The organism is Mesorhizobium sp. M5C.F.Cr.IN.023.01.1.1 (genome assembly GCF_003997585.1).
In the GTDB taxonomy this organism is placed as follows: domain Bacteria; phylum Pseudomonadota; class Alphaproteobacteria; order Rhizobiales; family Rhizobiaceae; genus Mesorhizobium; species Mesorhizobium wenxiniae.
The window spans coordinates 20,536-41,118 of sequence record NZ_RZSU01000007.1; the positions used below are offsets into that span (position 1 = coordinate 20,536).

The 20,583-nt window shown below is 62.7% G+C and carries 25 protein-coding genes; 2 read left to right on the plus strand and 23 right to left on the minus strand.

Annotated features, from left to right (window positions below):
* Positions 1–2: 2 nt before the first annotated feature.
* The 6 genes from EOA78_RS04770 to EOA78_RS36875 are packed head-to-tail and all read right to left on the minus strand — an operon-like array spanning position 3 to position 6,805.
* Complete coding sequence (locus tag EOA78_RS04770; RefSeq protein ID WP_127314101.1) at positions 3–785, minus strand: hypothetical protein; 783 nt, start codon at positions 783–785, stop codon at positions 3–5.
* Entirely contained in the window at positions 778–1,227 is a 450-nt protein-coding gene (locus EOA78_RS04775) for a hypothetical protein (RefSeq protein ID WP_127314102.1), read from the minus strand. Before EOA78_RS04775 ends, EOA78_RS04770 begins: the two co-directional genes overlap by 8 nt.
* Positions 1,227–2,978 carry a hypothetical protein gene (locus EOA78_RS04780; protein ID WP_127314103.1) on the minus strand — a complete coding sequence of 584 codons (1,752 nt, stop codon included), beginning with the start codon at positions 2,976–2,978 and terminating at the stop codon, positions 1,227–1,229. Before EOA78_RS04780 ends, EOA78_RS04775 begins: the two co-directional genes overlap by 1 nt.
* On the minus strand, positions 2,979–3,425 hold the full coding sequence (locus tag EOA78_RS04785) for a hypothetical protein (protein WP_127314104.1): 447 nt from the start codon (positions 3,423–3,425) through the stop codon (positions 2,979–2,981).
* Positions 3,422–6,196 carry a hypothetical protein gene (locus EOA78_RS04790; protein ID WP_127314105.1) on the minus strand — a complete coding sequence of 925 codons (2,775 nt, stop codon included), beginning with the start codon at positions 6,194–6,196 and terminating at the stop codon, positions 3,422–3,424. Before EOA78_RS04790 ends, EOA78_RS04785 begins: the two co-directional genes overlap by 4 nt.
* 3 nt (positions 6,197–6,199) lie before the next feature.
* On the minus strand, positions 6,200–6,805 hold the full coding sequence (locus EOA78_RS36875) for a DUF6441 family protein (protein ID WP_245477404.1): 606 nt from the start codon (positions 6,803–6,805) through the stop codon (positions 6,200–6,202).
* Between the two features lie 85 nt (positions 6,806–6,890).
* On the opposite strand from EOA78_RS36875, the gene EOA78_RS04805 reads away from it, so the two are divergent.
* Entirely contained in the window at positions 6,891–7,259 is a 369-nt protein-coding gene (locus EOA78_RS04805; RefSeq protein ID WP_127314108.1) for a hypothetical protein, read from the plus strand.
* Positions 7,260–7,332: 73 nt separating this feature from the next.
* Here the strand turns inward: EOA78_RS04805 and EOA78_RS04810 are convergent, their stop codons facing one another.
* The 16 genes from EOA78_RS04810 to EOA78_RS04885 form a co-directional block, all read right to left on the minus strand.
* Positions 7,333–7,767 (minus strand): hypothetical protein, encoded by a 435-nt coding sequence (locus EOA78_RS04810; RefSeq protein WP_127314109.1) that lies wholly within the window; start codon positions 7,765–7,767, stop codon positions 7,333–7,335.
* 235 nt (positions 7,768–8,002) lie between these two features.
* Entirely contained in the window at positions 8,003–8,479 is a 477-nt protein-coding gene (locus EOA78_RS04815; RefSeq protein ID WP_127314110.1) for an Imm8 family immunity protein, read from the minus strand.
* Positions 8,480–8,769: 290 nt separating this feature from the next.
* A complete protein-coding gene (locus EOA78_RS04820; RefSeq protein ID WP_127314111.1) occupies positions 8,770–9,198 on the minus strand; it encodes a hypothetical protein in 429 nt (142 codons plus the stop codon).
* Positions 9,198–9,728: a hypothetical protein gene (locus EOA78_RS04825; RefSeq protein WP_127314112.1), complete on the minus strand. Its 531-nt coding sequence runs from the start codon at positions 9,726–9,728 to the stop codon at positions 9,198–9,200. The genes EOA78_RS04820 and EOA78_RS04825 overlap by 1 nt, the downstream gene beginning before the upstream one ends.
* A gap of 53 nt (positions 9,729–9,781) precedes the next feature.
* Complete coding sequence (locus EOA78_RS04830) at positions 9,782–10,240, minus strand: hypothetical protein (RefSeq protein WP_127314113.1); 459 nt, start codon at positions 10,238–10,240, stop codon at positions 9,782–9,784.
* The gene (locus tag EOA78_RS04835) at positions 10,240–10,587 is read right to left on the minus strand and encodes a hypothetical protein (RefSeq protein ID WP_127314114.1); all 348 of its coding nucleotides are present in this window, start codon (positions 10,585–10,587) and stop codon (positions 10,240–10,242) included. Before EOA78_RS04835 ends, EOA78_RS04830 begins: the two co-directional genes overlap by 1 nt.
* Positions 10,574–11,350, minus strand: coding sequence for a hypothetical protein (locus tag EOA78_RS04840; RefSeq protein WP_127314115.1), 777 nt, complete (start codon positions 11,348–11,350; stop codon positions 10,574–10,576). Before EOA78_RS04840 ends, EOA78_RS04835 begins: the two co-directional genes overlap by 14 nt.
* Positions 11,347–12,012 carry an FkbM family methyltransferase gene (locus EOA78_RS04845; RefSeq protein ID WP_127314116.1) on the minus strand — a complete coding sequence of 222 codons (666 nt, stop codon included), beginning with the start codon at positions 12,010–12,012 and terminating at the stop codon, positions 11,347–11,349. The genes EOA78_RS04840 and EOA78_RS04845 overlap by 4 nt, the downstream gene beginning before the upstream one ends.
* Positions 12,009–12,779 (minus strand): glycosyltransferase family 9 protein, encoded by a 771-nt coding sequence (locus EOA78_RS04850; protein ID WP_164783642.1) that lies wholly within the window; start codon positions 12,777–12,779, stop codon positions 12,009–12,011. The genes EOA78_RS04845 and EOA78_RS04850 overlap by 4 nt, the downstream gene beginning before the upstream one ends.
* A gap of 35 nt (positions 12,780–12,814) precedes the next feature.
* Positions 12,815–13,426, minus strand: coding sequence for a hypothetical protein (locus EOA78_RS04855; protein WP_127314118.1), 612 nt, complete (start codon positions 13,424–13,426; stop codon positions 12,815–12,817).
* Positions 13,426–13,779, minus strand: coding sequence for a DUF2190 family protein (locus EOA78_RS04860; RefSeq protein WP_127314119.1), 354 nt, complete (start codon positions 13,777–13,779; stop codon positions 13,426–13,428). The genes EOA78_RS04855 and EOA78_RS04860 overlap by 1 nt, the downstream gene beginning before the upstream one ends.
* A gap of 62 nt (positions 13,780–13,841) precedes the next feature.
* On the minus strand, positions 13,842–15,785 hold the full coding sequence (locus EOA78_RS04865) for a ClpP-like prohead protease/major capsid protein fusion protein (protein WP_127314120.1): 1,944 nt from the start codon (positions 15,783–15,785) through the stop codon (positions 13,842–13,844).
* Between the two features lie 21 nt (positions 15,786–15,806).
* On the minus strand, positions 15,807–17,264 hold the full coding sequence (locus tag EOA78_RS04870; protein WP_164783643.1) for a phage portal protein: 1,458 nt from the start codon (positions 17,262–17,264) through the stop codon (positions 15,807–15,809).
* A gap of 2 nt (positions 17,265–17,266) precedes the next feature.
* Positions 17,267–17,467, minus strand: a complete 201-nt coding sequence (locus EOA78_RS04875; RefSeq protein ID WP_127314122.1) for a hypothetical protein — start codon at positions 17,465–17,467, stop codon at positions 17,267–17,269.
* 5 nt (positions 17,468–17,472) lie between these two features.
* Positions 17,473–19,365 carry a phage terminase large subunit family protein gene (locus EOA78_RS04880; RefSeq protein WP_348628462.1) on the minus strand — a complete coding sequence of 631 codons (1,893 nt, stop codon included), beginning with the start codon at positions 19,363–19,365 and terminating at the stop codon, positions 17,473–17,475.
* Complete coding sequence (locus EOA78_RS04885) at positions 19,250–19,786, minus strand: terminase small subunit, Nu1 (protein ID WP_127314124.1); 537 nt, start codon at positions 19,784–19,786, stop codon at positions 19,250–19,252. Before EOA78_RS04885 ends, EOA78_RS04880 begins: the two co-directional genes overlap by 116 nt.
* Before the next feature lie 42 nt (positions 19,787–19,828).
* On the opposite strand from EOA78_RS04885, the gene EOA78_RS04890 reads away from it, so the two are divergent.
* Positions 19,829–20,182: a hypothetical protein gene (locus EOA78_RS04890; protein WP_127314125.1), complete on the plus strand. Its 354-nt coding sequence runs from the start codon at positions 19,829–19,831 to the stop codon at positions 20,180–20,182.
* On the opposite strand, the gene EOA78_RS04895 is transcribed toward EOA78_RS04890, so the two are convergent.
* Positions 20,169–20,531, minus strand: coding sequence for a hypothetical protein (locus tag EOA78_RS04895; RefSeq protein WP_127314126.1), 363 nt, complete (start codon positions 20,529–20,531; stop codon positions 20,169–20,171). The genes EOA78_RS04890 and EOA78_RS04895 overlap by 14 nt on opposite strands.
* Positions 20,532–20,583: the final 52 nt, after the last annotated feature.

Consider the following 20,583-nt stretch of genomic DNA (forward strand, 5'->3'; position numbering starts at 1 on the left):
ATTCAGGGAGTCGGGTCGTCGTCGGGCGAGCGCTGGCACAGCACCCACAACGCGCTGCCGGCGATTTGCAGCGAGGGGTCCGGCTCCATGGTCGTCACCGCCGCCGAGGCATAGGCGCGAAACGCCTTCCCATCGATCACCACAACGATGTCGGCAATCGAAAAGCCGGCCGGCGCGATCGGCGTCGTCGCCAAATCATAGTTTGCCGCCCAGACGACGAAGTCCGGCGGCCCGGGATAAGGCAGGCCGACAGCCTGGAATTCCGGTTCGCCGGTGATCGGATTGCCGTTCAGGTGAATGGTGAACGCGCCTTGCTTGAATTCAGCGGTCCCGCCGGGAATGATCAGCCCGGTGCCGGCTCCGCTCGCCGCATCCCATTCGGCGCGCGGGATGTCGAGGAATTCGGGCGGGTCTTCCTCGCTTTTTGCGCCGTAATATTCCCAGGCGCCGTAAGTCGTGCTGGCGCCGGACAGATCGGGAAGCCCCTCGACCGGAGGATCCTCTCCGATCAATTGCCAGGTCTGGCCGTTCCAGCCGCTGAAATCGCTGGTCGGCGACGATCCATAGACGAGGTCGGCAGCGGTCAGATAGATGGAGGTGCCGGTGATCGGCGTCACATAGGGTTCGCCGGCCCATTCGACCGGATCGAAGGCGACAGTCACGCTCGATCTGACATTCACCCTGAAGGCGACATGCGTCATCGTGTTCCAGTGCACGTTGACGATGTTCTGGAACGGGTCGAGCTGGACCGGCGGGTTCGGGCCGCCGCCATAGGAATCAGCCACCGGACGGCTCCTTCGACCAGTCGAAATTCAGCCTGATGTAGACGCCGTCGTCGCGGCGCCGGAACATGATTTTAGTAATGCGCTCGACCTCCACCCACTGTTCGGAATCGTCGGGGTTTTCGATGCGGATGGTTTCGACGGCGCGGTCGATATAGTCGTAGTCGATGACGACGATGCCGTCTTCCGGATCCTCGATCGGCTCTTCCGGCGGCCAGGTCACCGTCGTCCCCGGATTGGTCTTCTGCGCCGGCTCTGTCAGCGTGAAGCGGGATGCCTTGCCGAAGCGGAAATGCGCGTCACCGCCGTCTTCCGGCTTGACCTTGGCCAGGGCGCGCTTCAGCACATTCTCGCCATTGCCGGAGCGGTTGATGAAGTCCAGCCGCGCGGCGCTCGAATTCCGCCCGGCGCGCCATGGATTGGGGATGCCGCCTATGGTCACCATCAGGCAGCCTCGAGGTCCAAAGTCTTGGGAACCATCAATGCGCTGACCGTGATCGGATAGTCGGTAATGAACGGGCCGGCCTTCAGCACCTTGAGGTCGCCGTCGACCTCGGTGAACACCTGGTTGAGCGCTTCGATCGCCGCCGCCAGGTCAGGCTTGAAAGCATTGAGAACCGCTTGCTGCGTCGGCAGCGGGTTGATGATGGTGATGTCCTCGACCAGCATTGCCGGGTCCATCGCGAAGAAATCGATGCCGTCATCGTCGGGCGGGATGTGCCCGAATTCCCCATAGGTGACTTCGCCGGCAACCGGCATGAAGGTGGCGCCCTCATAAAGCTGATAGCCTTCATCGACATAGCCTTCGTCGGCAAAGACGGGATCGCCGGGCACCGTTGAAACCGTGTTGCCCTTGCCGACCGTGCAGCCGATGGTCACCGAAGCCAGCATTTTGCCGTCGGCGACGGAGAGCGTGTAGGCGATGATCTTTCCCGTTGCCTCGCCGCCCGGCAGCCTGGGATCAGCGATGCGGGCATTCTTGCGGCAGGACAGATCAAGCCCGTCGCGGAACGGCACCGAGAAGGTCACCGAGACCGCGCGGGAGCGCTCCAGAATGGCACCGCGCGCCAGGCAGATGAGATATTCCAGGCTCTGGCGACCCCTGGCAGTCGGGAAATAGGCCCGGTTCCGCACGTCGCCGATTGGCAGCGCGCCGAGCGGATTATCTGTGTCGGGCGCATCGACCGGCTCGTCAGCGTCGCCGGAAACCTTGATCTCCTCGATATCCTCGCCGCCGGGATCAGTGACGATCGCCTGGCAGTCGGCCGTCAGCGTGAACGACAGCGTTTCCTGCCGCTTGCGCGAGACGTCGTAGTCGACCTTGAACACCGGCCGCATCGTCCAGACCGGGAATTGCCCGGTGCCGTTGATCATGACGACCTGGTGATAATCCTGCGGCACGACAAAGCCGTCGGTGCGAGAGATCGAGCAGGCGCCGAAGGACCAGCCGCTGCCGATGCGGTCGTCCTGTTCGGGGAAGTCCAGCATCAGCCCGTCGCCGGTCAGCGACCTGATGGAATGGTTGCCTCCCGATCCCGCCGCGGCGAAGGCTGCAAGAAGCTGCGCGGTGAAATCGACAGTGCCGACCGCCGCCTGGTCCCAGTTGATGACAGCCGAGACCTTGACGCTGGTGAGCGGCGGCTGGCCATAGGACAGGTCGAGGCTTTCCCGCAGAAAATCCTCGCCGAAGTCGATCAGCCCGTCCTCGCCGTTGAGGATGTCGGATGCCGTCACAGCATGCGTGATGCGGTCGATATGCCAGGCGTGCGTGTAGCCCTGCAGCACGGTGTCTGGGTCATCCCGGCTGTCTTCGTTGAGGAAGACCGGATCCCAGAACGGCGCCACCTTCATCGTTTCGGCCAGAGCCCGCTTGACCGCGTCATAGTCGGCCGGCCGCGCCAGGAAGGTCAGCGTGATCGCATTGCCCTGCACCTGCTGCGGCAAGCCGACGATGCGGCCGAACAGCAAGGCGACAGCGCCGGCCGTCGGGTTCTGCGGATCGACCCAGGACAGCCATGCCCACTGGTCGCGACCCGGCGCCAGCAGGCCGGTGCGCGGATTCTTGACTTTTATGTCAGCCTTGGCGAAACCGCCCTCGCCGTTCGTCAGCGCAATGCCGATGACCTTCTCGTCCTCGACCTGATGCTCGAGGCCGAATGTCGTTTCTGTCGGCGCGACCCAGGCAAAGAAGAACATTCAGATTTCCTCGAGGTCCAACGACCACGCCGCGTCGGCATCCCACTCAGCCAGGTCCTGCTGGTAGTTGACGACCCGCATCTGCAGGCGCGGCCGGTAGAAGGTGAAATCGCCTTCCGTGCGCGTTGCCGGATCGGCGGTGTTGCCGGCGACCTCGCGTTCCGGCGCGCCGCCAATGGTGAGGTAGGAGAGCTCGACGATGCAATCGACGGTCAGTTCCATGCCCGGCCAGACGCCGGAGAGCGCCGGCTGCTGCTGGTCGGTGCAGGAGATCGTCGACTTGTACTTGCGATAGCTGCTGCCGTCGGACAGGTCGATCAGCTCGCCATTGACTGTGCGGGCGAGCTGCGCGGCGCCATCGACCGGCGTCAGCGTCTGGCTGATGTTGCGCGCGCTGTAGGGCGGCACGCCGATCGGATCGAGGCGGAGATCGGTCGGGACGCTCATGTGCGCCTCGGGGGCCGGCCGGCGCTGGTCAGGCTCTCACCGATGGCGAAACGGTAGAGCTTGTCGACCGCACTTTCCTCGCCGATCATGTCGATGACCCGGTCTTCGGTGACGCCGTATTGCAGCTTCACATGCACGGTCTTTCCCGACATCGCCGAGGCCGGCGCCAGTTTCATCTTGGCAAAGCCGCCGTCGACAAAGCGCGGAATCGCCATCGAGCGGTTGAAGCCGTCGGCAAGGCCGCCGAGGCTGAAGCCGCGCAGGCCCTTGAGCGATGGCAGGAAGCCGTTGTTGAGGGCGTTGAGGAAACCGACGCCAAGCTTCTTCACCGCCGCCGCCTGGATGACGAATTCGCCGTTGGACAGCCAGGCGAGGATGCTGTCCGTCTTCGGACCACCGGCACCGCGCACCGCACCACCGCCGGCAAACCCCGGCGATCCGCCGCCGGACGAGGACGACGATCCTGCAGCGGCGCGCAGGCGCTGCGCTTCAGCTGCCGCCTGACGCAAGGCTGAAAGAATGCGGTTGATCGCAGTCTCGATCTGATTGGCGATGGCGTTGACCGATGATGCCAGTGTCAGGAAGCCGTTTTGCACCAGCCCGCGGATGGCAGCCATGATCTGGTTGATCTGCTGCTGGGCCTGCTGAAATGGCGCAACTAGGGCCTGCGCGAGCTTCTCTGCCCCAGAGACGTCGCCGGCCGCGCTGGTGGCGCGCTCGATGGCATCGACGATCTGGTTGGCCGCATCCACGACGTCTGCGGAAGCGCCGGTCCATGCCTCGAATGCTGCACTGGCGACGGCGCTGACGGCGCTGAAAACGCGGTCCTTGGCGGACGTGAAGATGTCGACCACGCCATCCCACAAGACAGATGCGTTGTCGCGGATGAAGTTCCACGCATCGGACGCGCCGCTTTTGATGGCCTCCCAGGCGGGCTGAAGTCGTGCGCCCACACCCATTGCGACGGCGACGACTTCCTCCCAGATGCCGGTCGCGGCGGACTTTATGGAGTTCCATACCTCCGTGCCAGCTGCCTTGATCTGATCCCATGACGGAAGCAGCTGGCCCGCCAGATTGCCGATTTCGCTGATCACACCCTGGACAAAGCCGGAGACGATGGTCGCAAGCCCCTTGAGGATGAAGCCGACAGCCTCGACCTGCAGCCTCCAGAGCTCGACGAACAGCGCGCCAGCCTGCTTTGCACCCTCAAGCAGAGCGGCAAACACCTTGGCCAGATTTTCGGCCGAAAAGAATTCTCGTATCTTGGCTATAGCTCCCTGCGCACCGGCGACGATGTCATCCCAAAAGACGAACACGGCGACGCCGGCCGCCACCAGCGCGGCAACCAGCAGCGCCGGCCAGCCGACCAGGCCGGCGACCAGGCCGAGGAACGTCTTCGCCCCGGTGACGATGGTGCCGAAGAATGCCTTTGCCGAGGCGATCAGGCCGCCGCTGAACATCGTGGCAAGCGCGGTTCCGATCAGCCGCAGGCCAGCGACGACCACGCCGACGGAGGACGTGATCAGCCTGAACACGCCGAGCAATTGCAACAGCGCGGCGCCGATCAGCAGTTGCCCGCCGGTGACCTTGGTGCCGAACATGGCATTGAGGCTGTCGGCGACCAGGTTTGCGCCGTCGCGCACCGCCTTGAACAGCGGCAAAACCACCGTGTTGACGACAGCCTGGACGTCTCGGCCGAAGCCGACGATCGCATCCCGCCAGTCCAGTATCCACGGGTTCTTGATGTTCTGGTCGTTGCCGGACAGCAGATGCAGCAGGTCGCCCAAAATACCGGCGACGGTGCGCGCAGCCGCGGCGCCAAGCTGGAGGATTGCATCCTTGTTGGCGACGACGATGTTTGTCAGGCCCTTGGCAGCTTCCAGCACGATCGGCGCGAACAGCAGGCCGAATTGCACCCGGATCGCCTTGATCGCCGTCGACAGCGAATCCAGGGAATCGCCGAGGGCATCGCCGAGGGCGAACTGCTCCGGAGTAAACAGGATGCCGAGCTTTTCGGCCTCAGTGCCAAGCGCGCGCAATCCGTCCGCGCCCTGGTTTAGGAAGGGCAGCAGGTTGGCGCCGGCCTTGCCGAACAGCTCGATCGCCAGCGCCGATTTCAGCGCGCCGTCCGGCATCCGGGCAAAGGCGGCGGCCACGTCCTGGACGATGGCTTCATTCGAGCGCAGCCTGCCGTTGGCATCCTTGATCTTGACGCCGAGCTTGGTGAAGACGTTGCCGGCGGTGTCGACCTTCTTGGCGGCATCCTTGGTCTTGACGCCGAACCGCGTGACCTTGACGCCCGTCGCATCCAGCACATCCCCGGCCTTGCTGGTTTCCGTCGCTGCTTCGGCGATCGCCTTGTTGAGGCGGGACATGCCGGAAACGAATTCTTCCTGGCTGACGTCGGCCTGCTTGGCGGCGAATTCCAGCCGGCCATAGGCATCGATCTGCAGGCCGGTTTTTTGCGCCGCCTTGCCCGCGGCGTCGGCAGCTTCCGCACCGGACTTCGCCAGACCGACAACGGCCGCCGTGGTCCCGCCGGCGGCAGCAGCCAGTCCGGTGCCGAGCAGCGCCAGGCGGCGACCAACCGTTGCCAGGTCGTTGCCGACCTTCGACAGGCTGGCGCCAAATTTGTCAAGATCGGCTTTGACGGCGGCGTTCTTGATCTGGTTGAAGGCCTTTTCGCCGGCATCGCCGAGCGCCTTCAGCTGATCCTTGATCACGTCGCCACCCTCAAGCGCGATGCGCTGGACGATCGGTTTTCTGGCCATAGGTCAACCGTCCGGATTGAGGTGTTTCAGGTAGAGGTCGCCGAGACGCGCCGCGGCGCGTTCGGTGATCTCGCGAATGGAAAACCGGTCGCGAATGTTGACGCGGTCGATGCCGACGAAAAGCGGCACCAATGTCGAAGGCGCGCCGGCACCGCCCCGCTTGAGGGCGCTCAGGCTGACCTTGCCGGTTTTCGAACCGCGCCGATTGGTGGCGATCTTGCCGGCGAGCAATGGTGGTTTGCCCGGACGTTCAATGCTGACCAGCGGCCCGATGGTCTTGATGTAGAGCGCTGGCGTCATCTTCTGCCGGCCGGCACGCTTCGGCGTATCCTTGAGCGGCAGCCAGAGGCGCGGCTTGCCCGAGATCGTCCCGCCTTCTTCGAAAATGCCGGCATAGCGGATGTTGTGGAAAATCAGCGCCGCCGCATGATCGAGAATCTGCGCTTCGGATAGACGTTGACGCGCAGCGCGTTCTGCCAGCGTTTGGAGAAACCGGCAGCGGCGATGTCGGCCCGCCCCTCGCGCTTGACGATGTCGCCGGCTTCGCTGATTGCCGCCGTCGCCGCGAAGGCAATCGGGTCTTTGATCCCGAACATTGCCCCGGCGAATTCGGCCGGCTTGGCCTGATAGCGGAAGCGCGCCATTTGCCCTCGGCTCGGAAACGTGTTTCTATTTGGGCGGGGAGGGGCTTTACATGAGATATGTCGGCTTAATACTTGCGCTCACCGCGACCGCCGCGATGGCCAAGGATCAGGTGCTGATCGACCCGCTCGAATTCATGGTGTCGTGGCCCGATCTGGTCGGCCGCGACGTCGTCATCACCAAGGGCCGCGTCGCGCTGGCCAGCGACAAGTTCATGTTACTTAGCCTGCCAGGCGGCAACGTCACGCTGATGCCGCCATGGGTCGACCGCGATGACCTGCGGCCCTTGTTCGAGCATTGCACCAGCATCCTGACCGACGTGCGTTGCGACGTCGCCGCTGAAGGCACGGTCGGCAAGATGACCATTGGAAACGGGCCGCAGCTTTCCAGCGTCGATTTCTACAAGCCGGCCGGGCAGTAAAAATCAGTCGCGTTCGGCGTCTTTTTAGGCCGTGAACTCATAAATGCAGAATGACCGCCTTTAGAAAGCGGACCTACTCGGCATTGTCGTTGCGACTGAACACCTCGGCAGGAACTCTCAACTCCTCGGATCGTGCGGCGGCAGGATACCCTGGAGCGGAAAGCCTGATGCAAACGTCGCGCCTGTCCCTTTTGAGGTCGTAGGCGCTATACTCTGCAAGGAATGTGCTGCTGTATCGGATATGGGATTCAGGATTTTTTGCCACCAGATAGATGTCGTATCGTTGGGGGTGGCGACTTTCAAACGGCCCGAATGCGATGACTTTCACGTCCTTTTCGCCGGCGGCAGGGCATAGCCCGGCGGACACATAGACGACTTCTCTGTCCGACCTCTCCAAGTATCGTGTGATGTCGATGGTGGATGACACCTCCAACTTGACATACTCTCCGTATGGAAGCTTGGCGAGATTTTGCGGGGGGCTTCCGTCCGCGACGCGTTGGTATTTCAACGAGCCGAGTCCCGTGCAAGCAGAGAGGGACAGAGCTATGACGGCATAGAGAGAGCCCAACCGCAACATGATGAAACTTTTAGAACCCGCATGCGACATTCAGGTTGACGTATGCAGAAATTACTGGATGTCCGCAATGAGGTTGATGCGAGACTTTCATATTAAGGTCGAATCTGATCCAGGCTCCGCCGCAATACAAAATGGCAGCCGACAAGGACCCGGTGCTGAAGTTCGATTACGTCCCGGCCATGCCCTCATATTCCCAATCGAAGCGCTTTCTGAGTTCTTGCACGCTATCATCCCACGTCGCGCGCTCGCATTTCCGTAAGATGTTGAGGAGGCTCGCCAATACGCTCTGCCACTCAAACACATCGACAAACACCCATGCGGTGGAGCGGCGTGGCAAGTGCGATCTCACGTCGTTGGTCACGACGTAGACACGGAAATCGTCGGTTCCTATGTCGTCGTCCCAACCAATGGCCAGACACATAGCCAGCGCCACGCTTCTGGGATTGGAGGGTTCCCATTGCTCAAGAAGCTCGACCGAATCGAGCATTTTCACACCGGCCTCTATCTCCATTTGCGTATAGCCCTCGCGGATCCGGCTCTCGGCAACATCACCCAGGTTTGAAGCATCCACGCTCCGCAAAGATAGGCGGTCGGGGAGAGGAACCCTGGCAAACTCAAGCCATTTCTCATTCGCCCGTGCCAATGTCCGCTCCTTGATGCCGCTGCGTCGTAGATAATGTTTAGGGAGCGCACTTATAACGGTTGACGACGCGGACTGGAACGGCCGTCCTCCGCCACGCGATCAAGGCGCATTTGTGAGTTCACGGCCTAGGATTTTCTTGACGTCCTTCGGATCGCCGCGTGCAGCCATGGCGTTGGTCGCAAGCGCCTCGGCGGCGTTGCGTTTCCTGATCCGCTCGGAGAAATGCAGGCGGCCGATCAGCTCCCTTGGCGTGCATTGCCACAGCCGGCCCTCGTCGTGGCCGTGCTCTGTCAGCTCGACGATGACTTCGGCGATTTCGTAGCCGGCACCCTTGGTGATGCTGCGGCCGCGACGCCCACGGTTGCCCCCAGCGCCGTCAGCTTCTCGACGAAGGGGCCTATTCCGTTTGGGAGCGTGACTTTCAGGATGGCGGTTAGCAGATCGGCCTGTGCCTCGACCGAAAGCCGTCCAGCCGCCTTTTCCTGTTCCTCGTCACCGGGAAAGCCGATGCCGGCGGCAATGATGGCCGCAATGGCATCGCCGCCCATTTCCATCAGCTTGTCGATGCCGACATCCTTGCCAACCATCAGCATGCGCACCTCGGGAAAGCGGGCGAGCAGGCTGACGACGCCCTTTGCCGAAACACCGAACACTTCAACCGTTGCGTTGCCGACCGGGACGCGCTCGGTCAGCGGTGCGATATCGAGCAGACCGACCATCAGGCGGCCTCGGTGATGGTCATCGTGCCGAAGTCGGACGAGCCGTCGGTATAGGTGGTGGCGAGCAGGTCGCCGGTGATCTCGATCTGGCCGAAATCGGCGTCCTCGATCGGGCTGAACGAGCCGGTCGGGCCGAACGACACCGACGGGAAAACGCCGTGCACCTTGTTGCCCTGGGTGTTGTCGCCGATGAATTCCAGCGCGCCCGAGATCACCGATTCCGACATCAGGCGGATGGTCTTGGTGCCGTCGGTGGCGGTCACCGGATCGCTCGACATCAACAGCAGCTGCAGGTTCTCCGCGGTGATCTCGTCGAGCACGATGCGGATCTGCATGGCCTGGTTGTTGTACTGGGTGAAGTCGGTCTTCTTCGAACCGCCGCGCGTCTTCCTGTGCTCGAGCTTGTCCTGCGACGGCGTCAATTCGCACTCGACGATGTTGCCGAGATCGCGCTGCACGCCGCCGGTCGGCGTCCACAGCGCATAGCCGGTGCCCTGGAAATAGTTGTCGGCGCTTGGAGAGGCTGGCATGGTTTCTTCCTTTCGGTGATGATGCCCGTCAACCGGGCGGTTGAAGAGAAATGCTAAGCCGAGAGCTCGCCGGGCTTGAGCAGGTAGGTGAAGGCGAAGGCGACGCCGATGCCGCCTTCCATGGAGCGGCCGCGCTCGGTTGCCGTCTGCGAGCCTTCGTAGACGATCGACTGGCGCTTGACGGTCAGACCGAGCAGCGTGGCGTCCGTCATGACGGCGGCGATGAGGTTGATACGCAGCAGGTTGAGATCGGTGCCGACATCGGTGGCCTTGCCGGCCAGCCGGAACTGCACTTCAGGCGTCATTTCGATCATTTGCGGCGGCGGGGCGGCATCGCTGCGGCGACCGGGAATGGTGCCGACAGTGTGCTCGGCGCCATCGAGCAGGATCACATATTTCTGCGTATCGGGCAGGCTGCTTTCGTTGCGGCGCGCCTCGAAAGTCGCGTCGACCGCCGCCGCCACGATCAGCAGGCGCGCCAAGATCGCCTCGCGAGGATCCTCATAGGCCATCAGGATTCCTCCAGGATCAGCCGGATCTGTGCCTGCACCTCGCCCTTGGGTGTCGGCAGGTAATGGTGCGAGATCACACTCCAGTTCTTGCCGTTGAGCGTCAGCGCTGCGTTGGCCAAGTCGGCAACGGCGATGCCCTTTTCCGCCAGTTCGGAGGTGCGCACCGACGCGGCCGGCCGGATGGTGGCGATCGACGGCCCTTCCAGCACCTCGACGCCAGCCGTCTCGTCGATCGCCGAGAGATCGGCCGTCGTACCGGCGGTGTCGTCCAGCGTCAGCGTCGCGGCCTCGCCCAACACCGTATAGACCGGGTTGAACAGCAGCGTATTGAAATCAACCAGCCCCATCGGTCGCCACCTTCCGCATCATCCGCGAAACCAGCCCAGCGCGCATCTCGGCCAACGTGAACTGCTGCGCCATCAGCGACGCCCACCAGGCCTCGCGCCCGCCCGGCCGCTTCGGCCGCTCGATGTCGGCGAGTTTTGTCGATCCCATCGGTGCTGCGGCGCTGGTCGGCTCAACGATCACCGGCACGCCGGCGACGACAGCGGCGATTGCCGCCTTGCTCGAATGCGTCACCAGCACATGCGCGCCAGCGAGGTCGTGACAAAGCGGTCGCTTGCAGCCTTTTTCGCGGATGACGATCGGCCGGTCGGTCTGGCGCCGGATGCGCCGTTCGATGGTGCGCGACCATGCCGCCATGTCCATGCCCATCATGTGCCCGCTCCAGCCGCCGGGCAGCGCCAGCAGCACGTGGCCGGCGCCGGGCTCCCGCCATGGCGCCATCGGCACCAGCAGGCGATCTTTGTCGCAGTCGGCCAGCAGCGCCGGCGTCATCCCGCCTGACGTGATGGCATAGTAGCCGGTCGCCTCACCGTTGGCCGGCAGGTGAAAACCGTTGTCGATCAGCCACCACGGCGTCTTGTCACGAATAGCGTGCGGCACGATGCGCTCGGCCAGCCAGTGATGGCCCCACACCACGAACGGTTCTCCACGCGGCGGCGCACCCTCGTGGATGCGCGTCGCGCCACGGCCGCCGGCGTGGAGCGCTTCCATGATGCGGCGCGTCTTTTCGCGGCGCTCCGGCGTCACGCAAAGCCAGATCGTCATGTCCACTCCACCAAAAAGTCGCCGCCGATCTCCCATTTCACTTTGCCGCCCCACGCCTTGAGCAGGTCGAGCGCAGCAAAACGGCCTCGGCCGTAGCGCTCGGCGTTGCCGTTGGGTTTTTGCTCGATGATGATGACCGGCCTTTCGCGGCGGATCGTCTGTTCGCCGCCCTCGAGGATCGGCTTTTCAAAACCCTCGACGTCGATCTTCACGAAATCGATGCCAGTGAGATCAAAACTGTCCAGCATGCGGGCGGCGATCAGCTCGCCTTGCTCACCGCCTTGCGCGACATGGCTGTTGCCGGTCGATTCCGGCGGCATGGCGATGGCGAGCTCGCCCTCGACGCTGTCGAGCGCGACCCGGTGCAGGTCGATGCGGCAGGCGGCGAGCGGCTCGGCGAGATTGCGCTCAAAACATTCCAGATGCGCCGGCAGCGGTTCGAACGCCGTGACGCGGGCGAAATCGAGCGCCATCACCCGCGACCACAGGCCGACCTGGGCACCGATGTCCACGGCATGGCCGCGCCTCGTCACATGGGTCAGCGCCTTGGCGTATTTCCTGTACTGGTAGGTTCCCCTGCCGTCGACCAGCGGGTTGATGGCGAGTTGCCCCTCGAGGTGTTCGTCGCTGTCGGGGAACCACATCCCCCTGATCTGTTTCATGCTGCCCTCGATTGTGTCAGATGGGTCTGTGCGGCTGCGGTCACGTCCTCGACCCTGATCGCTTGCATCGCTGCCCGGCAGTGCGCGCAGGGCCGCAGCGAGCCGCAGGCCTTCGCCCCGCCCGTCAGATTGACGTGGCCGGCATAGCCGGTCACGTCAGGTGGAATGAAGCCGCCAAACAGGACGACGCCGGGCACGCCGACTGCCGCAGCGCCGTGATGCATGCCGCCCTCCGGCCCGACATAGAGCGAGGCGCGAGCGAGCGCCGCCATCGCGTGCCGAAAGGACGGCGCCCTGACCTGGCGGGCGTGCCTGATCCTGTGGTCGCCATGAGCGAACTGCACGATCTCGGCGCCGTCAGCGGCAAGCCGCGCCGCGACCGCGTCGTAGCGATCCGCCGGCCATCGCTTGTTCGACGCCCAGCTCTTGAACGCCTCGACGTTCGGCTCCATCAAGACGAAGCCGGCGCCGACGCCGGCCGCCCACGCGAGCTCATGCTCGTCGAAAAACAGTTCGCCCGGCACCGGCCTGAAATCCATGTTCCAGATCCATCGCTGCCGGGCGCGGTCGAGCCCGTTGTAGATCCTGTGCCCCGTCCGGTAATCGATCCATTCGAGATCCGGGTCCGCCTCGCTTCCGGGTGGCGCGATGTTCGGGTTGCCCCGGAAGATTTCCTTGCTGTGTTGGTCCCAGGCGATGCGCCGGCCGTCGCCGAAGGCAATCCGCTTGCCGCGCGCCGCAGCACCCCGAGCCAGGCCCGTCGCCATGATGTTGTCGCCGCGTCCCATTCAGCTGGCCCACTTCACAGGCAGTCCTCGAACTTAAGCCGCGGCCAGACTTGAACCGCGCTGTCGGGATTGGCGTTGACGATCTCGACGCCCATCTTCACCGCCGACGGCGCGATCGCCCGGTATTCCGCCAGCTGATCGGCGAAGGCCTGCGGCTGACCGCCTTTCGGCCACGGCCACGTCAGCCCGTGGCTGTGTCGCTGCCCGTTGGCCCCAAGCTTGGCGTCGACGCCGAGCAGGACGATCCGCTTGGCGCCGGAATGAATCGCCAGGTTGATGGCACCGGTCGTGCTCGTCCGCGCCAGCGCGACTTCGCCAGGATTGGCCGATAGATGCGTCGGAATGATCTTCTTGATGCGTTTGACGCGCGGATCGCCGATTTCCATCGCCGTGGTGACGATCAGACCGGCAAAGGCGTCGGCGCTGGGCCGCAGCCGCTTCTCCGTCCACCAGCGGCCGTCGGCGAAGAACAACACATCAGCCGCCGGCCAGTGCAGCCACGACGACTTGACGGCGATGACCCGCCGCCCTTTCAGGAGCGACAGGTCGAGTTGCTTGACCGATGGACCGGATGCGAGAACGAAGACGGTCTCGCCTGGCCAGTCCCTCGGGACGCTCCACAGCATCAGATCGTGAACGCGCCCGTCAGGCGAACGGTGCCGATCGAGGACGGGTTGGCTGCTGCCGCAACCGCCACACCGATCAGCTTGTTCGAACCGGCCGTCGTGGTGCAGTTGGAGGTCGCATCGGCCCAGTAGATTTTGTCGCCGAGTGCCCACGCCTGGGCCGAGACTTTCGGCAGGATCCAGACGCCCTCGGTTGCAATCACGACATCCTCGCCTTCGGCCGCATCGGTAATGCAAACGCCGAACAGCGAGCCAACGCGGAAGCCGTCGCCTGCCGAAAGGTCGACGGAATCCGTGGTGTCGGTGTTGGTGACGGTAATATGATTACCGGGCTGCACATAGTTGGTAGCCATCTTGGGCTCCTTTCGTGAAAATCAGGTGGGGGGAAAGGAGCGGCTTGGGCCGCTCCGATTGATCAGGAGCCGGTCGAGTAGAACAGGCCGCGATAGTCGAGCGCCTTCACGCCAGCATCAATGCGGACCTTGAATTCCACACCGTCGACGTTCCAGCCGTCCCGCTGTTCGAGCACTGGATTCGAATTGCCGTTGAGATAGGCAACCTCGATGGTGTCGTGCTGGTTCGGGTTCGCCGCCAGATACCACTTGACCGCAGAATGCGTGGACAGGCGGGCTTCCGGAACGACCGTGACAAGGCCGCGAACCGTGTTAGGGTTGCGCTGCGTGCCGGTCGGATCGAATTCCGCCGCCATCAGCGCCTTGGCCTTGCCCTCGATCTCCACCGGAACTAAGGCATACGCCGGACGGATGTTGAGGCCGCCGGTTGCGTGGCTGTCAGGGTCCTGCTGGAGAGCCATGGCGGTGCGACCAGCGTCGACGGCCGTCATGGTGAAGGCGCCAGTTCCCGAATTGCCATGATCGGCATGGAACAGCGTGATGCCGTCAGCCATCGCAGCGTTGTCGGTAACCACGGCATAGACGAGGTTGCCGATCGTGCGCCGCGCCGCCCGACCCATGCGGGACGGGATCTTGGTGAAGGCGTTCAGGTCATCGTTGATGATGGCCTGGCGGGTGATCGAAAACATCTTGCCGTAGGTGGCAAGCTGGATCGTCTCGGCACGGTCGCCGATCGTCCCGTAGGTGTATTCAGCACCTTCCGGCACAACCGACAGCGACGGGAAGAGGTTCAGGTCGATGCGCTTGGTCGACTTGAAGTCCGACAGCGTGCCGCGCGCGGTCCACTGTTCAAACGTCTCTTCGGCTTCCATGTAGCCCTTGAGCATCGACTTGTTGGCGATGTTGGCAAGGATTTCCACAAAGTCGGAAGTCGAGTGTTGCATGGTGAAGGCGGCACCCACCATTGCCATGGGGTCAGCAAAGGACATCTTGACGTTGGCGCGGGACAGGCTCTCGCGGGCGATTTCGCGGAGCGTCATCGAGGAGAACTCGTTGACTTCGCCGCCGGCATGGCCAGCCTTGAGCATCAGCGACTTGGAGACGCCTTCCCTGAAGCGGTCGCGCGCATCCGCCGTGATGGTTGCAACTGGGCGGATTTCCGGCTGGGTGTCGTGGGCCGCAAGCGCATTGATGATCGCGTCCTTGGCCTTGTCGAGGTCGCCGGCAGCGGCTTTCATGACAGTCGCGGTTTCCGACATGGTGAGCTTCGCCGTCTCGCAACGGGCAAAGATTTCGTCGGCATGGTTGACGACGGCGGCGGTCGGTTCCGTGGCCGTCACGGTTTCAGTATTAGCCATAACAGGCTCCTTTCGTGAAGTGGCGGTGGCCACGGTGGGAAGAACAGGCCGAGCGCGTTGCGCGGACTGCAGGAACTCCGGTGCCTTGGTGTAGAGCGCGTAATCGAATGGTGCGGTCGCCACCGCCTTCGTTTCTTCGCGATCGCTTGCGAAGCCGAACTCGACAGCCTCTTCGGCATCGAGCCACGTTTCTGTCAGCATCATGGCGCGCATTTCCGCAGCGTCGATGCCGGTTTTGTGGGAATAGATACCGGCGATGATGCTGCCGAGCTTGTCCAGGGTATCCGCTGTTTCGCGGTGATCCTCGGCGTTGCCGATCGTCACGCCAGACGGGTCATGAATCATGATAAGCGCGCCGTCTCGCATCACGATCTTGTCGCCGGCCATGGCGATGACAGACGCAGCAGAAGCTGCCAGACCATCGACATAGACAGTCACATCACCATGTGCCTTCAGTGCATTGAAGATCGCGACGCCTTCAAAGACGAAGCCCCCGCCCGAATTGAGCCGGACGGAAACAGGGCCTTTCCCATGTTCGGCAAGTGCTTCGACCACATCGCGGCCAGTAAAGCCGGAGCCGTCGCCCCACATGTCGCCGACATCGCCGTAAAGCACGACTTCGCCGCCGACCAGAAGCCGGTGAGTCATGGCAGTTCCTTTCCTGAAAACCTATTGCTGAACGGGCTGTTCAGTTGTGGCCGGGTTGCCGGCGCTTGTGACCTTGCGCGGGTCGCTGTCGAAGATCAGGCCGAGCCCATCCCCCCGCTGATTGTCCGCCGCGATTTCCGCATCGAGATACCCAGGATCAAAGCCGAGTTTTCGCTGTTCATTCGAACGGGACGAAACGCCTGTGCGAATGGCATCCCGCATCGCTGTTACTTCCTCGCGCGGATTGATCATCTCACGCCGCGGCGCCGTCCACATCACATTCGCGTCGGTCCTGCCGACCTGGACCTGTGCCGAATCGAGGAACCATTTCCCGATCGGCTGGAGCATCTGGGGCAGAAGCATGAAATTCCGCCAGGCATCGATATTGCGCTGGAATTCAAGCCAGCCCATGCGGCCGGAGGAAAAGTTCACGTTTGACAGGTCGCCGGTCATCGCCTCATAGGAAATGCCCAGCCCCGACGCGATCTCGCGGTCCTGCGCCTTGATGTATTCCCCATAGTCTCCCACTTGAGGCGGGTTGCCGAAGGTGACATCCTCACCGTCATTAAGCCGCTCGATCATCCCCGGTTCAAGGGACTCGATCTGAAAGGTATCCCCATCCGCCAATGACGCGATGCCGTCGTTACCTTCGCTTGAGCGGATGAATGCCGCGAAACAAGCGGCAATCTTTTGCCGCATCAGATGCGCGTCGGCAAAGTCCGCACGGTCCCGCATGCGAAGAATGACCGGAGCGAACCACGAAATGCCGCGCGCCTGGCCGGGCCGCGACGTGTAGAAGACGTGGCTTATGAACTCGGCCGGAACAGGTCTGCTCGTCTGCAGGGTGTAGGTTGCCATTGAGCCCGGATGTTCCGGAAACAGGTGATAGGCGACGATCTTCCCGAAGACGTTGAACTCGATGCCCTGCACCGCGAAATTGCCGTTGGGCTGCGGGCCGCTGATCGAGGAGTCGATATAGTCAGGCTCCATGACCTGGATCTGAAACGGCAACGGAAGGCTGTCTTCTGTACGACGAGGGCGATACCGGATCAGGGCTTCGCCTGCCTCCACGACGCAGCCCATGGCAAGATTCTGAATGCCGTAGAGATCATGGCGCCCGTAAGCATCGCAGGCCGTCGTGTCGAAATGATCCTTCAGAAGCTGTTCAAGCCGCGCCTTCTGCGCTTCGTTCGCGGAGCTGATCGTCGGGATAATCCCGGACCCGACGACGTTATGTGTGATAACATGTTTTGCCCGAGCCGCGAGGGAAACGTTGCGGACCATGTCCCGCGCCACGTCGCGGACACGACTGGCAGCCCCGAGCAATTCCGTATTGGCGTCGGTCGATACTGCGCGCCAGCCTTGCGCCCTGCGGCCTCGTGTGGCGGCATCGTAGCTCGCCCGCGCCTCCGTTATCGCGGACTTCTTCAGCGCCTTCCTTGGCGAGATATAGCCCGACAAGCGGTCAAGGATGCCCACGATCAGCACCCGTTCCCGTATGCGGCAACCGTGCGGCGTGGGCGTGTCGACGTTCCAGCCACGTCAGCCTCCATGATCGAAAGCTGCTTCTGCATTTCCGCCAGTGATCGGAATGTGGTTGTCGTCTCGCCATGCCGGACAGTCAGAACGCCCGATGCCATGGCCGACTTGAGCGCGTCGATCTGCGTCTGTGTATAGGCCATGGTTACTACCTCAACCATCCGCCGCGGCGCTCAACCCAGCCCGATCGTCTCGGCCTTGGATTGGAAACGCCCGCTGGAGGGGCGGGCGCGGCTTCTATCTGTTCTGTTCGCGGCTTTGGCGGCGGGGGATTCCTAGACTGCGCCGCAAGCAAATGCCCCCATCGGACATTCAGGCTTTGCAGCGCAGCATAGGCATAAACCCGGCAGTCCAGCGCCTCATTGCGCATTCCACCGGGGAGGACATAGACCCGTGTCGGAAAGCCCTTGACGTATTTCGTTTGAACAATCTCAGCGGTAAGCTGCTCGAAATAGTGGGGCTCCCGCTTGGGAAAGTGACAATACCCCGGCCCCGGTACCTTGATCTTCAGCCTGGCGTAGACAGCATCCTTTGCCGCATCGACGCCGATCAGGAAAAGGTTGATCCGGCCCTTGTTGTTCTTCGAAGCGTATCGAGGCCAGACAGGACGCCCCGGCCCGCCCATGCCCTTGATTGCGTAAACCCGCCTGCGAACCCGGTCCTTGACGAAGCGATAGACAGCCTGCGTATGGTGGCCGCCGGAGTCGATGCATGCCGAATGGACAGGAAGCTCAGTCCCATCGGCCCGTTCCGTTAGTTCAAGCAGGTATTCGTCCAGCTCTTTCCACAAATCCGGTGCGGATGGATCGCCGTAAATAATCTTGTGCTCAAGCGACCACGATTCCTCGTCCGGCGCCCAGCCGACTTTCTCAATCTCCAGACGATCATCCTGGACGTCGATGCCGCAAGTGACGACAAGCACTTGATCCGGACAGGCCGGCAAATCTTCCGTTCGCGATAGAAGCGACCGGCCGTCGACCTTCTCGGCTTCCTCTTCCCAGGTCTCGCCGAGCGTGGTGTTGATCCACGTCTTTAGCGTTTCCGGCGACCGCTTGGCCGCAATGAACGCAACCGCCATATCGGCCACACTCGACCACGGCGAATAAATCTCGTTCAGGTGGAACCCGACGACCGCGCTCTTGCGTGTCGCCTTCCACTTCCCCCATCGAATAGCAGCGCGGCGTTCCGCATCAGACCATCCTGCCCCGCATTCCTCGCAATGATACAGCGCATCCTGCGGCTTGCCGTCCGGCCATTTCACACCGGACCAGACGAGCCGTTGTTCATGCTGGCAGTGCGGGCAGGCCACATGGTAATGGCGCTGGTCGGTTTCGTCCCACGCCGCCTCGATGCGGCTGATGCCTTTTATCGTTGGCGTCGAGCACATGACGATCCGGCGATTCCAGAACGTCGAGGTGCGCTTGATCGCCAGCGAGAGCGGGTCGCCTTCTGCCCCTGCACTTGCCGGGTATCTGTCGACCTCGTCGGCCAGCACCACACGAATAGGCCGGGAGGCAAGACCGGCCGCGCTGTTCGCGCCGACCACCGTGACGTGCCCGCCATTGAACCGCTTATGAAGCAGCGTGTTGCCGCTGTCCCTTGAGCGTGGATCGGCTACCTTGTCCTGAAGCGCGGGCGTGTCCCGCAACATCGGAGCCAGCCGATCTTTGCTCCACGTCTCTGCCATATCGAGCGTGGGTTGCATTACCAAAATCGGCGACGGGTCTTGCGAAATGTGAAACCCGACGATGTTGTTCAGGATCTCCGTCTTGCCGACCTGGGCCGAGGTCATCAGCACAACGCGGTCGACGCCATGATCCGAAATCGCGTCCATGATGCCGCGCTGGTATTCGGCGCGGCGGGTCATCCATTGCCCTGGCTCCGCGCTCGATTCCGACGAGAGCCGTCTATACCTGTCTGCCCATTCAGATATCTTCAGTTTCGGAGGCGGTGCCGCCGTCTTCATCGCCGCCGTCGTCGCCTTCTGCAATTGCGGCAGGACTTTCAACGGAGGTTGCGGCAAGCTCGGCAAGGGCCTCATGAATGAACGTCTCTATGATCTCGTGGCACGCTTCCGTTGCAGTCTCGACCGCCACCATCGGCGCGGCCTTGGGGGCCACGCCAAGGGAGCGCTGCCGGAATCGCGACACCATGTCGGCCCATGTCTTTTCGATTTCCTCGACCGGCGCCACTTCGCCGGCCATGCGCTCGGCTTCATATTCGGCGATATCGGCGCGGGCTTTCAGCAACCGGGTCTTGTGGCTGCTGTCGCCTTCCGGCGTGTCCGCTCCTATCGCGCGGGCCTTCAGAAACTTGACGTATCCCTGCACGGCGGGGACTAGATCATATCGCCCGCGTTCGCCCTTCGGGATCGTCCCGTCCTTGGTGAGCTGCTGGACCCGCCGCGGTGTGAGCATCAGCAACTTGGCGATGGTCTCAACTGGGTAGGTCGCTTCACTCATTCGACTTGCTTTTCCCTGCAACCGGAACCATCATCCACGGTCATGAAACGTTACGGCTTCGTCGGCTCCCGCAGCCGGCAAGATCAAAATTCGGTCTTCGCGAAGGTGGCAGAATTGCCGCCTGGCAGTGCTGTTGTTTCCGGCGGGGCTAAAGGCCCAGACAAATGGGCTGAAGAAGCGGCGAGGCACCGCGGCCTGCAAACCATCATTCACCTGCCGGAAGCCGGCCAATCGACTACCAGATGGGCTGCGACCGAAAAATTCTATGCCCGTAATCAGAAGATCGTTGACGACAGCGACGTGCTGATCGCGTTCGTGTCACCCGACCGAAAGGGCGGGACAGAAGATACCATCCGCCGCGCCCGCAAGAAGGGTATCCCTGTTATTCTTGCCTGACGCCAGCCAGCCAGACTGCGCCGAACGCCGGGACGCTATGGCTGCGCAACACCGCCAACGCCTCATGCATGTGAAACCCGCTGGTCGCGACATCATCAACAACTAGCGTTCGGCCTTTCGGCACTGTCTCCACTTCGAGCGGCGGCAGTCTCGAAAACTCCTTCGGGTGTGACGAACCGCTGACGAACCGATCGGTGAATGCCTTGGACAATTCCGCGCCGATCCGTCCGGCAAGCTCGACCGCAATACGAACCGAAAGGCAATTCGGACGGCGCGAATGGCCACATGCCACAGGGACCACCGCATCGAAGAACCCCACTCCGAACATTTCGAAAAGCAGCGGTTCCATGTCGTCGCAGATGCCAGATACGAACGCCGCGGCGAGTTCCAGTTTTGCCGAC